This window comes from Streptomyces sp. NPDC057623, assembly GCF_042800355.1.
GTDB lineage: Bacteria > Actinomycetota > Actinomycetes > Streptomycetales > Streptomycetaceae > Streptomyces.
Genome location: NZ_JBHVGZ010000032.1, coordinates 1 through 14,210 on the forward strand (window position 1 = coordinate 1; position 14,210 = coordinate 14,210).

Annotated in this window: 14 protein-coding genes; 11 read left to right on the forward strand and 3 right to left on the reverse strand. The window is 71.1% G+C overall.

The features are described 5' to 3' along the window. The 10 genes from ACFU95_RS28155 to ACFU95_RS28200 all read left to right on the forward strand — a co-directional run. On the forward strand, positions 1-1,041 hold a 1,041-nt coding region (locus tag ACFU95_RS28155), incomplete at its 5' end, for a beta-ketoacyl reductase (protein WP_383832653.1). 52 nt (positions 1,042-1,093) lie between these two features. Further along, complete coding sequence (locus ACFU95_RS28160) at positions 1,094-1,831, forward strand: arylamine N-acetyltransferase (protein WP_383832655.1); 738 nt, start codon at positions 1,094-1,096, stop codon at positions 1,829-1,831. 111 nt (positions 1,832-1,942) lie between these two features. Beyond that, a complete protein-coding gene (locus tag ACFU95_RS28165; RefSeq protein WP_383832657.1) occupies positions 1,943-3,523 on the forward strand; it encodes an FAD-binding oxidoreductase in 1,581 nt (526 codons plus the stop codon). A gap of 40 nt (positions 3,524-3,563) precedes the next feature. Beyond that, positions 3,564-5,678, forward strand: coding sequence for a thiamine pyrophosphate-dependent enzyme (locus ACFU95_RS28170; RefSeq protein ID WP_383832659.1), 2,115 nt, complete (start codon positions 3,564-3,566; stop codon positions 5,676-5,678). Beyond that, the gene (locus ACFU95_RS28175) at positions 5,678-6,658 is read left to right on the forward strand and encodes an alpha-ketoacid dehydrogenase subunit beta (RefSeq protein ID WP_383832661.1); all 981 of its coding nucleotides are present in this window, start codon (positions 5,678-5,680) and stop codon (positions 6,656-6,658) included. Before ACFU95_RS28170 ends, ACFU95_RS28175 begins: the two co-directional genes overlap by 1 nt. Continuing rightward, a complete protein-coding gene (locus ACFU95_RS28180; protein ID WP_383832663.1) occupies positions 6,655-6,903 on the forward strand; it encodes a lipoyl domain-containing protein in 249 nt (82 codons plus the stop codon). The genes ACFU95_RS28175 and ACFU95_RS28180 overlap by 4 nt, the downstream gene beginning before the upstream one ends. Positions 6,904-6,962: 59 nt before the next feature. Further along, positions 6,963-7,208 (forward strand): phosphopantetheine-binding protein, encoded by a 246-nt coding sequence (locus ACFU95_RS28185; protein ID WP_383832665.1) that lies wholly within the window; start codon positions 6,963-6,965, stop codon positions 7,206-7,208. Further along, on the forward strand, positions 7,205-8,137 hold the full coding sequence (locus tag ACFU95_RS28190) for a ketoacyl-ACP synthase III (RefSeq protein ID WP_383832667.1): 933 nt from the start codon (positions 7,205-7,207) through the stop codon (positions 8,135-8,137). The genes ACFU95_RS28185 and ACFU95_RS28190 overlap by 4 nt, the downstream gene beginning before the upstream one ends. Before the next feature lie 88 nt (positions 8,138-8,225). Next, a complete protein-coding gene (locus tag ACFU95_RS28195; RefSeq protein WP_383832669.1) occupies positions 8,226-9,356 on the forward strand; it encodes a zinc-binding alcohol dehydrogenase family protein in 1,131 nt (376 codons plus the stop codon). 158 nt (positions 9,357-9,514) lie between these two features. Next, entirely contained in the window at positions 9,515-9,901 is a 387-nt protein-coding gene (locus ACFU95_RS28200; protein ID WP_383832672.1) for a ribonuclease domain-containing protein, read from the forward strand. Positions 9,902-10,065: 164 nt separating this feature from the next. Here the strand turns inward: ACFU95_RS28200 and ACFU95_RS28205 are convergent, their stop codons facing one another. After that, positions 10,066-10,692 (reverse strand): dihydrofolate reductase family protein, encoded by a 627-nt coding sequence (locus tag ACFU95_RS28205; RefSeq protein ID WP_383832674.1) that lies wholly within the window; start codon positions 10,690-10,692, stop codon positions 10,066-10,068. A 157-nt stretch (positions 10,693-10,849) separates the two neighbouring features. On the opposite strand from ACFU95_RS28205, the gene ACFU95_RS28210 reads away from it, so the two are divergent. Further along, positions 10,850-11,617: an SDR family oxidoreductase gene (locus tag ACFU95_RS28210; protein ID WP_383832676.1), complete on the forward strand. Its 768-nt coding sequence runs from the start codon at positions 10,850-10,852 to the stop codon at positions 11,615-11,617. Between the two features lie 65 nt (positions 11,618-11,682). Here ACFU95_RS28210 and alc read toward each other — a convergent pair whose 3' ends face one another. Beyond that, positions 11,683-12,807 (reverse strand): allantoicase, encoded by a 1,125-nt coding sequence (alc, locus tag ACFU95_RS28215; RefSeq protein ID WP_383832678.1) that lies wholly within the window; start codon positions 12,805-12,807, stop codon positions 11,683-11,685. Between the two features lie 47 nt (positions 12,808-12,854). After that, the gene (gene allB / locus ACFU95_RS28220; RefSeq protein ID WP_383832680.1) at positions 12,855-14,198 is read right to left on the reverse strand and encodes an allantoinase AllB; all 1,344 of its coding nucleotides are present in this window, start codon (positions 14,196-14,198) and stop codon (positions 12,855-12,857) included. Positions 14,199-14,210 lie beyond the last annotated feature (12 nt).

Sequence of the window (14,210 nt, forward strand, 5' to 3'; positions counted from 1 at the left end):
CTCATCACCCACCACGGCGCCCGCCACCTCCTCCTCACCAGCCGCCGCGGACCCGACGCACCAGACGCCGACACCCTCCACACCGAACTCACCGCCCTCGGCGCCAACGTCCGCATCACCGCCTGCGACGCCGCCGACCACGACGCCCTCGCCCACCTCCTCACCACCATCCCCAACGCGCATCCCCTCACCGCCGTCATCCACACCGCCGGCGTCGTCGACGACGGCATCATCACCGCCCTCACCCCCGAACGCCTCACCACCGTCTACCGACCCAAGATCGACGCCGCCCTCAACCTCCACCACCTCACCCACGACCACGACCTCACCCACTTCATCCTCTTCTCCTCCGCCTCCGGCATCCTCGGCAACCCCGGCCAAGCCAACTACGCCGCCGCCAACGCCTTCCTCGACGCCCTCGCCCACCACCGCCACACCCACCACCAACCCGCCACCTCCCTCGCCTGGGGCTGGTGGGGACAGAACTCCGAAATGACGCAGCATCTGGGCGACGCCGATCTCCAGCGGATCGACCGGCTGGGCATCCTGGCCTTCACCCCGCAGGAGGGCATGGAGCTGTTCGATGTGGCGCTGGGGGCGAAGGAGTCGGTGCTGGCTCCGGCGAAGTTCGACTTCGAGGCGATGCGGGCGCAGTTGGAGCCCGGGCACATGCCGCTGATGTTCCGCGGACTGCTGCGGGTGGCCCGGCCGTCCGCCCATGGCGGGAAGGACGGTGCGAGCCGGCTCATGGAGGATCTGGCGGCCATGTCCGCCGAGGAGCGGGAGCGGACCCTGCTCGATCTCGTGCTGCGTGACGCCGCGGCGGTGCTGGGCTTCGCCGAGGGCGACGAAGTGGGCCCGGAGACCGTGCTGTTCGACATCGGGTACGACTCGCTGACCGCGGTGGAGCTGAGGAACCGGCTGTCGGCGCTGACCGGGCTGCGTATCCCGCCGGGGTTCGTCTTCGAGTACCCCACTCCGCAGCTGATCGTCGAGGAGCTGTGCGCCCTCATGGACGGAACCTCGACCGCCGCCGCCTGAGGTCCGTGTGGTCCGCCCCGGTGGACCGGAACAGAGAAGAAGGAGAGCGAACGTGTTCGACAAAGAGCGGTATCTGGAGCTCATCGGGTTCAGCGGTACCCCCGACGCCTCCCTGGCGACCCTGCGGGAGCTGCACCGCAAGCACCAGTTGACGCTGTACTACGACAACGGTTACGTCCAGACGACGAACTTCCTGGACTTCGACCTGGACGCGCTGTTCGAGACGATCGTCGTGGGGCGGCGGGGCGGTATCTGCACCGATCTGAACTTCCTTTTCGACCGGTTGCTGAGGGAGCTGGGCTTCGAGGTGAAGCTGCTGGCCGCGGGCATCCTGCTGCCGTCGGGCAAGTGGGGGCCCGATGTCGAGCACGCGGTGATGGTGGTGACCCTGGACGGCGAGGACTGGCTGGTGGACGTCGGCAACGGCGGCGTCTGCATCCTGGACCCGTTGCCCTTCTCGGCGGAGCCCGCGGTGCAGGAGGGGATCGGGTTCCGGCTGATCCAGGAGGGCGAGTACCACATCCTCCAGTACCGGACGCGGAACAAGGACTGGCGGATCGCGTACCGGTTCACGATGCGGGTCCACGAGATGTCGGCCTGGGGCAGGCTCTCCGAACTCAACACCATTCACCAGGACGTCCTGGTCCGCCGTCGCAGGCGGGTCACGGACCGCGGCCAGATCATGCTCACCGCCAACTACGTCGTGACCATCGAGGACGGCGTGGAGCGTCCGAGCCTGGTCCGTGACCCGGCGGAGCTGGAGAAGCTCGTCGCCGAGCACTGGGGCTGAGTGGGGCGTGCCCGGCACCGGCCGGGCTGCCGGTTCCTCGCTGCAACCGGGTTTGGCTCGTTTTAACCAGGTTTGATCAGTTACGACCATCAGATTAGGGGCTTCAGGGAAATGGTTCAGTCTTCGCGCGGCTCGGTCGTCCAGGACGGGTCCGGCATACCGCCGGCCGTCCCTTCGGTGCCGAAGCCGGGTCCGGTCGAGGTGACCGCCAGTGATCCGCGCTACGCCGACTTCCGGATGCGCGGCTACAACCGTCGTTTCATCGGCGCGCCCGAGAGCGTGGTCGTCGTGCACGACACCGGGCAGGTCGCGGACGTCGTGTCGGCCGCGGTCCGGGACGGCCGGCGTATCGCGGTGCGCAGCGGGGGGCACTGCGCGGAGGGCCTCGTCGACGATCCGGAGGTCCAGGTCGTCATCGACCTCTCACGGCTGGACGCGGTGTACTACGACCCGCGGATGCGGGCCTTCGCGGCGGAGGCCGGGGTGACCCTGGGCCGGCTGTACGAGGTCCTGGACCTGGGCTGGGGGGTCACCCTGCCCGGTGGCACCTGCCCGGAGGTGGGCCTGGGCGGCCATGTGACAGGCGGTGGCAACGGTGTGCTGTCCCGGCTGTACGGCCATATCTCCGACCATCTGTTCGCCGTCGAGGTCGTGGTGGTGGACGAGGACGGTACGGCCCGGTCCGTGATCGCGACGCGGGAGGAGGACGATCCGCACCGCGATCTGTGGTGGGCGCACACCGGGGGCGGCGGAGGGAACTTCGGCGTCGTCACCCGGTTCTGGTTCCGTGACCCGGACGCCGGGGGCGACGACCCCGCGACGCTGCTGCCGCGGCGGCCGACCCGCTATGTGGCCGCCCAGGTGGGGTGGGAGTGGTCGAAGTTCGACGAGGAGTCCTTCTCGCTGTTCCTGCGGAACTTCATGGGCTGGTGCGAGCGCAACAGCGCTCCGGGCACGCCGACGGCCGCGCTGCACGGGGAGATCGCGGTGCTTCAGCAGTCGGCCGGGACGATGATCCTGATGGGCCGTCTGGACCCCTCGGTGCCCGGCAGCGAGGAGGTGCTGGAGGCTTACCTGAGCGAGGTCACGGCCGGTCTGCCGGAGCCGTCGTTCTCGGTCAGGCAGGACGAGCCCTGGCTGTACAAGGTGGTGAACGTGCCGGACGCCGCCGAGGCGTTCGGCCTGGAGCCGTCGAAGCTGCGCACGAAGATCAAGGCCGCGTATCTGCGCAGGTCGTTGCGTGACGAGCAGCTGAAGACGGTCTTCCGGTGCCTGACGGACGGGTCGTACGGCCATCCCGCCTCCGGGATCATGATCACCACCTGGGGTGGCCGGATGAACGTGCCGGACCCCTCGGACACCGCGCTCCCGCAGCGGGACTCCGTGATGCAGATGTCGGCCGTCACGTCCTGGAACGACCCGGCGGAGGACGACAAGCACCTGGCGTGGATCCGGGCGTTCTACGCCGACCTGTTCGCGGGGACGGGCGGGGTGCCGGTGTCCGACGAGTGGACCGACGGGTCGTACATCAACTGGCCCGACCCCGATCTCGCCGACCCGGCCCTGAACACCTCCGGTGTGCCCTGGTCGACCCTCTACTACGGCGACAACTACGGCCGGTTGCAGCGGATCAAGGCGCACTGGGATCCGCGGAACGTCTTCTCGCACGCGCTCTCCATCGAGCGGCCGTAACCGGGAGCCGGCACGGACGAGGGCAGGGGATTCGGGAGTGATGAACGCATCCGTCGACGCGGAGCCGGTGAGGGGCCTGGCGGGGCCGCCGGTCCGGCCGTTCCCGCACGCCCGCGACGCCGTACGGGAGGACGGGGCAGCGCCGACCGTCGTCGCCGCGGAGTGCGAGTCGCTGCGTCGCCGTACGGCGGCCGTGGCCCGCGGCGAGGAGCTCCTGGTCCTGGCGGGCGGCCACGCCCCGGAGCCCCTGACCGAGGCGTCGGTCACCGACCGGCTGACCGTGTTGTCACGGATGGCGCTGGTGCTGGGCTACGCCGCCGGACTGCCGGTCGTCAAGGTCGGCTGGACGGTGGGGAGTTCGGCGGGGGGTTCGGCGGGCCGGGCCCGGTCCGAGGGCGGCCCGGGCGGGCGCGGTGTGCGGGCGGGCCACGAGCGGGTGGCGGTGGCGATGAATCTCGTACGCGCCTTCTCCGCGGGCGGGTTCACCGACGCGCACCAAGTGCGGGCCTGGCTGCGAGAGGTCGCGGCCGGGCCGGGGGACGGGGCGCTGCGTGCGCTGGCGGCCGAGATCGGGCGTTCGCTCGCCTTCCTGGGGGCGTGCGGGGTCGACACCCGTGGGCTCGGCGCGGGCGAGTGCTTCGTGGCGTACGAGGCCGGTGTTCCGGAGCGCGCGGCGTCCTGTTCCCCGGCCGGCCGCCCGGGTCGTTCGTACGCGGCCGACGGGCATCTGCTGTGGGCGGGCGGAGTGCCGGACGGGCGTCTCGCGCGGGTCGACAACTCGCTGGTGGTCGCGGTCGATCCGGTCGCCGATCTCGGCCGGGTGCCGGTGCTGCTGGACCGCCTCGACCCCCGTCGTGAGCCCGGACGGCTGACGTTGGTGGTGCGGTCGGGCGCCGACCTGATCCTCGACACCCTGCCGGCGCTGGTGGAGAGGGTCGTGGCCGAGGGCGGGGACGTCTGCTGGGTGAGTGACCCGCTGGTCGACGGCGGCCGTCCGGAGCCGCGCTCACGGGTGCGCGCCGAGGTGAGCGGCTTCGTGGAGGTCCATCGGGCGCTGGGCACCCACCCGGGCGGCGTCCGTGTCGACGTCGGCGCCGTCGGCCCCGCCCGCTGTCTCGACGTGGCGTTCGCGCTGGCCGACGCCTACCGCGGGCACCCGCCGCCGGTTCCCCGAACCGACCCGGCCGCGGGGCCCGTCGTCATCGAGCACCGCAACAACTCGCAACGTACGAAGGGAAACGGGGGCGAACACATGCCGAAGACGGAGTCGGAGCAGGAAGTCACCGACGACACGAAACGGTCTCTGCTGCGCCACATGCTGGTGGCCAGAGGGGTCGACGAGGAGGCGCGTCAGCTCCAGAAGCAGGGCGCGCTCGATCTGTGGCTGTCGTGCCAGGGCCAGGAGGCGGCGCAGGTGGGGTCCGCCCTCGCGGTGGGCTCCGGTCCCGCGATCTTCCCCAGTTACCGTGAGCACGCCGTCGCCCTGGTCCGGGGCGTGGCACCGGAGGAACTGCTCGCCCAGTGGGCCGGCCGGACGTACTGCGGCTGGGATCCGTGGCTGCGGGGGTTCTTCCCGTACACGTTGGTGCTGGCGGCCCAGACGCTGCACGGCGTCGGCTACTCGATCGGCCGGCGGCTGCGGGGGCGGGACGACTTCGTCGTCGTGTACGTCGGCGACGGCGCGACCAGTGAGGGCGACATGTCGGAGGCCATGAACCTGGCCGCCGTCGAGTCCGCCTCCGTGCTGTTCGTCTGCCAGAACAACGGCTGGGCGATCTCCAAGCCCGCCGCCGAGCAGATGCGCACGTCGGTGGCCGAGCGGGCCCGGGGCTTCGGCATCGAGTCGTCGCTGATCCAGGGCCAGGACCCCGACCTGGTCTACGCCGAGTGCGCTCGGGCGGCCGCCCGGGTGCGCGAGGCGAAAGCGCCGTACCTGATCGAGATGAAGGTGGGGCGCGTCAACGGCCATTCGACGTCGGACGCCCAGGAGTTGTACCGCGACCGCGAGGACATCGAGCGGACGGCGGCGGCCGACCCGGTGGAGTCCTACGTGGCACGGCTGACCGGGGCGGGCGTGGTGGATTCCGAGTGGCTTCGCACCGTCGAGGCGGATGTGCGGGAGATACGGCAGCAGCTGATGAAGAGGTACACGTGATGAGCCCGGGACGGCCCGCGAGTCTTGCGGAGACGATCAACGCGACCCTTGCCGACCTGCTGGAGCACGACCCGAGAGTGGTCCTGATCGGGGAGGACATCGGGCGTCTGGGAGGCGTGTTCCGGGTCACCCGGGGCCTGCGGCAGCGCTTCGGCGGGGACCGGGTGCGCGACTCCGTGCTGGCGGAGTCCACCATCGTCGGCCAGGCCGTCGGCATGGCCATCAGCGGTCTGGTTCCCGTCTGCGAGATCCAGTTCGACGGCTTCGTCTACCCGGCGGTCAACCAGTTGGTGACGCAGGCGGCCCGGATCGGCCAGCGCTGGAACGGACAGGTCGAACCGAGTCTGGTGGTGCGGATTCCGTCCGGCGGCGGGATCCGCGGGGTCGAGCACCACAGCGAGTCCAACGAGGCGCTGTTCGCCAGGGCGCCGGGCATCTCGGTCGCCTGCCCCTCCACGGGCGAGGACGCGGACCAGATCCTGCGGCACGCGACGGGGCTCGGTTCGCCCGTGGTGATGTACGAGCCCATCCGGCTGTACTGGCGGCGGAACCTGCCCGAGAGGAGCGCCGAGCCGGCGTCGGCGCCGACCGCGGCCCGGGTCGTCCGGCGGGGCTCGGACGTGACCGTGGCCACCTTCGGGGCGGTCACCAACGAGGTGCTGGAGGCCGCGCGGGCGCTCAGCCCCGACGTGGACGTCGAGGTGGTGGACCTGCGCTGGGTGGCTCCCGTCGATCTGGACACGGTGCTGAGGTCCGTCGCCCGCACCGGCCGGCTGCTGATCGTGCACGAGGCGGCGAAGTACGCGGGCATCGGGGGCGAGGTGGCGGCGTCGGTGGCCGAGGACGGATTCCACCTGCTCAAGGGCCCGGTCCGGCGGCTGGCCCCGGACCGCCGCGCCTATCCGCCGGCCGACTTCGAGGACGACTACCTGATCAGCGTGCGACAGATCATGAACGAGGTTCTGGAGATGACGAAATGAGCGCCGAGCACGTGGACATGCACGTCCCCTCCTTCGGACACGGGCTCGGTGAGGCGTTGCTCGTCGAGTGGGTCGCCGGTGTCGGTGACCGGGTCGAACGGGGAGACGTGATCGCCATTGTCGAGACGGACAAGGCGAGCACGGAGATCGTGGCCGAGCGCGGCGGTCGTATCGCCGAGCAGTCGGCGGCCGCCGGCACGATCCTCAAGTCCGGTGACGTGCTGTACCGGTTGACGGCCGCTTAGGTCCGTCCGCGCACCCTTCGCAAGCCACCCCGGTTCCGGGAAGTACCAGGAAGAGAGACATGAACGACATCGAACGCCGCATCACGGACGTCATGCTGGCCAAGCTCCAGGTGCGTGACCCGTCCCTGACCCACGAGGACCTCGACCGGCCGGTGGCCGACCTCGACCTCGACTCGCTGGACGTCGTCGAGCTGACCCAGTTGCTGGAGCGGGAACTGCGGGTCAAGGCCGACCTGAAGGAGACGGCGGGCTTCGCCTTCCTGTACGAGTTCAGCTCCTACTTCGTCACCCTGGCGAAGGCATGAGCGCGGGCATCGTCGACCTCCACGCCGCCAAGTCGGACGATGTGGTGGAGAATGCGCACTTCGAGTCGATCGGCCTCACCGACGAGTGGATCAGGCGGCGCAGCGGTATCGCCTCGCGTACCTGGTTCCCGGACGGGGTGGAGCTCGCCGACGTGGCGGCCGAGGCGTGCGCGCCGCTGGTCGGCCGGGCCGCTGACCCCTCGGCCATCGGTGCCCTGATCGTCGTCAGCACCTCCGTGCGGCAGCGCGTCCCGGCCATCGCCCAGAAGGTGGCGGAACGCGCCGGGCTGCCGTCCTCGGTGCTGGCGTTCGACATGAACGCGGCCTGCTGCGGCTTCGTCTACGGGCTCGTCAACGGGCTGTCCCTGATCGACGCCGGGCAGACGAGGTCCGCCCTGGTGTGCACGGTCGAGGCCATGTCGAGGATGGTGGACCGCTCGGACCGGCAGACCGCGTGCCTGTTCGCGGACGGCGCCGCCGCGGTCCTGCTGGAGGACCGCGCGCGGTTCCCCCGGTTCGTGCACGTCGCCGGGGGCGACGGCGCCCAGGAGCAGCTCATGCGGGAGACCGGCGCCGGGGGCATTCGTCTCGACGGGGCCCAGGTGTACGACCGCGCGGTGCGCCGTATGACGGACACGGCGCGGCAGCTGTTCGCCCATGACCCGGCGCCTTCCGTCCTGGTCGGCCATCAGGCGAACGGACGCATCCTGGAGCAGATCCGGACCTTCACCTCGGAGCTCGGGGTGCCCTTCGTGAACCGGATCGAGCATTTCGGCAACACCTCGTCCGCCTCGATCCCGCTGGCCCTCGCCGACGAGCTGGGCACGGGGTCGCTGCCCGCCGAGGGCCGTCTGGGAGCCGTCGCCTATGGCGCCGGCGAGGCGTGGGGCGGGGTCTCGGTGAGCTACCGGATACCGACCGCCGCCTGACCGGGCGACAGCCGTACAGCGAGATCGCACATGACCACAGGAGGTTGTCATCTACTCGCCAGAAGCCTGGGTGCTTCACTCTGGTTCGGTGGCCGGCACACAGGCCGGCCAGGCGGACGCACTGCGCCGTGGCCCGTTCACCTTCGGCCCGCTGGAGGAGGGTGAGGCCCTGGTGGAGCCGATCCTCGGCTCCTGGGAGGCCAACATCGACCACGCGCTGGCCCGTTCGCCCATCGACGTGTGCGGCAGCCGCGGCGAGGACGCCGTGGTCCTCGGCAACCTGGGCGTGGTGCGCGTCCTCCAGGTCAACGCCGGCGGCCGTGAGGCCACGGTCCGCGAGGGCGACCTGTGCCTGCTCCTGCCGTTCGGTCTGCTCGACCGCTACGGCTACGCCGAGCTGGCGTACGCCTATGACGCCCCGCACACCATCGGGCTGCTGGCGAAGCGGTCGAAGATGGACATGCGTCTGCTGCTGCCGATCCCGGCGGACACGTCCTACACGCTGCCCCAGTGGGCCACGTACGGCAGGTACTTCACGGCCTGGGACAACTGGCACAAAGCGCTCGGCTGCTGGCGGACCCAGGTGGGCGACGACGATCCCGCCGAGCATCTGGTGTTCGGCTGGGGCGGGGGCGTGGCGTTCGCCGAGCTGCTGCTGGCCAGGCGGGCGGGGTTCCGGGTGGCGATGACCGCGGGCTCCGACGAGCGCCTCGCGTTCCTGCGGGAGAACGGCATCGAGGCGGTGGACCGCCGTCTCTTCCCCGACCTGTCCCTGTCCCCGCGGCAGGCGGGCGCGGACCGCGAGCGTCTCGCCCGCCACCGCCGCTCCCTGGCCGACTTTCTGGAACTGACCGACGAGCTCAGCGACGGCCGCGGGGTCGCGATCTTCGTGGACAACATCGGCGAGCCGCTGTACGAGGCGACGGTGAAGTCCCTCGCCCGTGAGGGCGTCATCACCACCTGCGGCTGGAAGGCGGGCATGCGCCTGTCCCACCTGCGCGGCGCCGAGTGCATCAGCCGCCACATCCACGTCAACACCCATGTCTGGCGTTTGCCCGACTCCCCGGAGATCCGGGACTTCCAGGAGTCCAGCGGCTGGATGGCCCCGAAGGGTTCGACCGCGCTGTACGACTTCGACCAGGTGCCGCAGCTGGCCGAGGACTACGCGCAGGGGAGGATCAGCTCGTATTTTCCGCTGTACAGCATCAACCCGCTCTAGGGGCGGGGCAGTGGGGCCTGCCGTGGTCACCCCGGTCGTGCAGGCCTCATGGAGCTGTCGGGCGCCAGGTTAACTTCCCGAAAACTCATCGGACTTGACGGGAAAATCTACGAGGTTGTCATTGACATGCCAGCGTCTACGCGCGTCATCATGGGGGCATGAGATTCCCCCCACGAATCACCCGCATCGGCGCCGCGGCCGCCGTCCTGTCCGCCCTGCTCGTCGGCGGCACCGTCACCGCCACGCCGGCGGCCGCCGCGGTCGGCAGCATCTGCTACAGCGACCTGCCCTCCCAGGCACACGACACGCTCGACCTGATCGAGCAGGGTGGCCCCTACCCGTACTCGCAGGACGGCACGGTCTTCCAGAACCGGGAAGGCATCCTGCCCAGCCAGTCGGCCGGGTACTACCACGAGTACACCGTCATCACTCCTGGCTCCTCCACGCGCGGAGCTCGCCGCATCGTCACCGGCGAGGAGAACCAGGAGGACTACTACACGGCCGACCACTACGAGTCCTTCGACCTGGTCAACTACGGCTGCTGAGCCCCTGACCCGAGGTCGCACCACGGAACCGCGCGATCAGCTGGAGGTCCGGTCCGCGTTCAGCCGGACCTCCAGCCTCCGTCGGCGGTCTCCCGGACACCCGGCTCCTCGCCCCGCGTACCCCCCACAGATGTCGGACGCGGGGTGAGGCGAGGTACGGCGGGTCAGGCATCCTCCGGCAGTGCGAACGAGCCGTACTCGGGGCGGCCCGCCCGGTCGTACGAGTTGATGGCGACGCCGGTACTCGTGACGCTGCCGCCGGTGTGCCGGAACGCGGTGGGCACCGCCCCCTCGGTGAACAGCCGGTGGCCCGTGCCGAGCACGACCGGGAACGTCAGCAGATGCAGGGTGTCGACGAGGCCGAGGTCCAGCAGTGACCTGACGAGGGCGCCGCTGCCGTGCACCTGGAGCTCGCCGTCGGTGCGCTCCTTGAGGGCGGTGACCTCCTTGGTCAGATCACCGCCGATCACGGTGGTGCCGGCCCACCCGGGGTCCGCCAGGGTCGCGGAGGGCACGTACTTCGGCAGCGCGTTCAGCTTGGTGGCGACCGGGTCCGCGGGATCGGTCACCTTGGGCCAGTACGCCGCGAAGATGTCGTACGTACGGCGTCCGAGGAGGAAGGCGCCCGGGCGCCCGAAGACGTCGTTCATGAACCCGCCGAAGTCGTCGTCGGCGTACCGAAAGCTCCAGCCGCCGTGCTCGAAGCCGCCGCGGGTGTCCTCCTGCGGACCGCCGGGCGCCTGGTAGACACCGTCGAGCGTGACGAAGAGGGTGGAAACGAGCTTGCCCATGAGAGGTGCCTCTTTTCCGGGGTGAGGTCTGCTGTCATCACCTCAGACCCCACCGGCACCCGCAACTCGTCGCCGGGAGCTCCACCGGGTTTCGCCCCCGGACCTCGGCGTCCGTTCACCGCCAGCACTCGCGCTCGCGCGGCGCTGGGATGGACACATGACAACGACCTACGCGACCACGACAGACACTCACGGAACCCTGCGCGGCAAGGTGGCCCTGGTCACCGGCGGCAGTCGCGGCATCGGCGCGGCGACGGCCCTGCGGCTCGCGCGGGAGGGCGCGGACGTCGCCGTGACCTACGTGAACGGCAAGGAGGCGGCCGAGGAGGTCGTACGGGCGGTGGAGGCGCTGGGCCGGCGGGCCGTGGCCCTGCGGGCGGACTCCGCCGACGCGGACGAGGCGGCGGGCGCGGTGGAGCGTACCGCTGAGGCGCTGGGCGGCCTGGACGTGCTGGTGAACAACGCCGGCCTCGGCGTGCTGGGCCCGCTGGAAGGGCTGGCGCTCACCGATGTGGACCGGGTCCTCGCGGTGAACATCCGGGGCGTCTTCCTGGCCTCCCAGGCGGCGGCCGCCCGCATGACCGCCGGGGGCCGGATCATCACGATCGGCAGCTGTATGGCCCAGCGGGTGCCAGGCCCCGGCGGGACCCTCTACGCGACCAGCAAGTCGGCCCTGATCGGCCTGACGAAGGCCCTGGCGCGCGAGCTGGGGTCGCGCGGCATCACGGCGAACATCGTCCACCCCGGTCCCATCGACACCGACATGAACCCGGCGGACGGCCCGTACGCGGCCGGCCAGGCGGCGATGACCGCGCTGGGCCGCTTCGGCACCGCCGACGAGGTGGCGTCGACGGTCGCTTACCTGGCCGGGGCGGACTACGTGACGGGCACCGAGTTCGCGGTGGACGGCGGGCACGCCGCGTGACAGGACGTGGGGCGCGCCGGTGCTTTCCGGCCGGCGCGCCCCACGGGTTCAGCGGGCCGGGCCCGTCAGCCGCCCAGCTCCTGGTGCCGGGCCGCCAGGCCCGCCGCTCCCTGCTCCGTCAGCGAGCCGTGCAGCCGCAGGCGGGAGATGCCGCCGTCCGGGAAGATGTCCACGCGCGCGTGCGTGCCCACCGCCGGGGTCGGCAGGACGAAGCGGTGGTTGGTGTCGGGCTGGAGGCGGGTGCGCGGCAGGATCTCCGTCCACTCACCGGCCCCGCTGTCGTCGGCGTCCTTCACCGAGACGGAGGCCCAGCCGGCGCTGTTGCCCTTCAGGTATGCCGTGTCGATCTCGATCGCCCGGATCTGGGACTGCGCCACCAGCTGGTAGCGGATCCAGTCGTTGCCCTGGTCGCGGCGTCGACGCGTCTCCCAGCCGTCGTCCATCTTGCGGGAGCGGCCCGGCTGGATGGTGTTCGAGGCGGGCGAGTAGAACAGGTTGGAGGCGTCCTCGGCCTGTCCGCCGTTCTCCAGGGCGACCACGTCGAAGGTGCCCAGCACCGACAGCCACGCGGGGTCGGGTACGACCTGGCCGTACACGCGCAGGCGCGCGATGCCTCCGTCGGGGTGCTGGTTGACCCGCAGGTGGGTGAAGCGCTGCTCGACGGCGATGGCGAAACCGTTCGCCGCGTGCCCGCCGACCGGCGTGCGCGGCACCAGCGTCGTCCACTTCACGTCGTCCGCCAGCAGTTCCTGCGGCGACGGCGAGCCGGGCACGGAGGTGCCCTCGACGGACACGGCCTGCGGGTAGTTGCCGCGGAAGTGGGCCGTGTCGACGACGATCCCGCGGATCACGCCGGGCGCGCCGAGGCGGACCAGCGCCCAGTCGTGGTCCTCGGCGGTCGGCCACGGGTGCTCGGCGGAGGCGCCGCGCCGCCGGCGGGTCTCCCAGCCGTCCATGATCTTGCCCTTGTGGCCGAAGTGCTCGGGGTCGAACTCGGCCGGCTCGGGCACCAGCAGGTTCTCGCGCTGGGCGAAGAACTCGTCGTTGGCGGCGATGACACCGGCGCCCAGTCGGCGGTCGGCGAGGTTGGCGTACTGGGTGAACGGGAAGTCGGCGGTGCGGTAGTCCGCGTACGGGTCGCCGCCTCCGTAGGGGTTCGCGTCGCCGGTGAAGCTGGGTATCGCCGTCACGGTGGTGGGTCTGCCTTTCTGGAGTCGGCCGGTGCGGATGCGGGAGGTCAGTGGGCGGCGCGGGTGAGGAGCTGCCCCTTCGGGTCGGTGAACTCGCCGGCCGCGACGATGCGTTCGCCGCGCAGCCAGGTGGACTTCACGACGCCGTGCAGGGTCTTGCCCGCGTACGCCGTCACGCGGTTGCGGTGCTGGAGGGCGGCCGGGTCCACGGTGAACGTCTCGTCGGGCGCGAGGACGGCGAAGTCGGCGTCCCGGCCCGCCGCGATGGCGCCCTTGCGGTCGTCGAGCCCGACCAGTTCGGCCGTCCGCGCGGACATCCAGCGGACCACGTCCTCCAGGCCGTGACCGCGCCTGCGGGCCTCCGTCCACACGGCCGCCAGGCTGAGCTGGAGTCCGGAGATGCCGCCCCAGGCCGTGGCGAAGTCGTCGGTCTTCAGGTCGGCCGTGGACGGCGAGTGGTCGGTCACCACGCAGTCGATCATGCCGTCGGCCAGCGCCTGCCACAGCAGGTCCTGGTTGGCCGACTCGCGGATCGGCGGGCAGCACTTGAACTCGCTGGCGCCGTCGGGGACTTCCTCGGCGGTGAGGGTGAGGTAGTGCGGGCAGGTCTCGACGGTGATCCGTACGCCCTCCCGCTTGGCCTCGGCGATCAGCGGCAGCGCGTCGCTGGACGACAGGTGCAGGACGTGCACGCGCGCGTGGAGGCGTTTCGCCTGGGCGATCAGCTGGGCGATCGCCGTGTCCTCCGCGTCGCGCGGGCGCGAGGCCAGGAAGTCGGCATACCTGGGGCCGCCCTGCTGCGGGGCGGCGTCGAGGTGGTGGGGGTCCTCGGCGTGCACGATCAGCAGGCCGCCGAAGGAGGTGATCTCCGCCAGGGACTGGGCCAGCCGGTCCTGGTCGAGGTGCGGGAACTCGTCCACGCCGGAGGGCGACAGGAAGGCCTTGAAGCCGAAGACGCCGGACTCGTGCAGCGGGCGCAGGTCCTTGACGTTGTCGGGCAGGGCGCCGCCCCAGAAGCCGACGTCGATGTGTGCCTTCGCGCGGGCCACGTCCTGCTTGGTGCGCAGGTTGTCGACCGTCGTGGTCGGCGGGAGGGAGTTGAGCGGCATGTCGACGAGGGTGGTGATACCGCCGGCCGCCGCGGCGCGGGTGGCGGTCCAGAAGCCCTCCCACTCGGTACGGCCCGGGTCGTTGACGTGCACATGCGTGTCGACCAGGCCGGGCAGCAGGACGTCGTCGCCGAGGTCCTCCAGCCGGGCACCGGACGGGACTTCGGCGTCGTACCCGAGTACGGCCGTGATCTTGCCGGCGGCGACCAGGACCGAGGCGGCCCGTGTCCCCTCCGGGGTGATGACCCGCGTCGAGCGCAGCACCAGTTCAGCGTCGGACACCCGGACCCCTCT

What these genes read in the sequence shown, in the direction of transcription:
- ACFU95_RS28190 (WP_383832667.1), top strand. Translation starts at nt 7,205, where the DNA reads ATGAGCGCGGGCATCGTCGACCTCCACGCCGCCAAGTCGGACGATGTG.
- ACFU95_RS28205 (WP_383832674.1), bottom strand. Translation starts at nt 10,692, where the DNA reads ATGGGCAAGCTCGTTTCCACCCTCTTCGTCACGCTCGACGGTGTCTAC.
- ACFU95_RS28180 (WP_383832663.1), top strand. Translation starts at nt 6,655, where the DNA reads ATGAGCGCCGAGCACGTGGACATGCACGTCCCCTCCTTCGGACACGGG.
- ACFU95_RS28185 (WP_383832665.1), top strand. Translation starts at nt 6,963, where the DNA reads ATGAACGACATCGAACGCCGCATCACGGACGTCATGCTGGCCAAGCTC.
- ACFU95_RS28175 (WP_383832661.1), top strand. Translation starts at nt 5,678, where the DNA reads ATGAGCCCGGGACGGCCCGCGAGTCTTGCGGAGACGATCAACGCGACC.
- ACFU95_RS28210 (WP_383832676.1), top strand. Translation starts at nt 10,850, where the DNA reads ATGACAACGACCTACGCGACCACGACAGACACTCACGGAACCCTGCGC.
- ACFU95_RS28200 (WP_383832672.1), top strand. Translation starts at nt 9,515, where the DNA reads ATGAGATTCCCCCCACGAATCACCCGCATCGGCGCCGCGGCCGCCGTC.
- ACFU95_RS28165 (WP_383832657.1), top strand. Translation starts at nt 1,943, where the DNA reads ATGGTTCAGTCTTCGCGCGGCTCGGTCGTCCAGGACGGGTCCGGCATA.
- ACFU95_RS28170 (WP_383832659.1), top strand. Translation starts at nt 3,564, where the DNA reads ATGAACGCATCCGTCGACGCGGAGCCGGTGAGGGGCCTGGCGGGGCCG.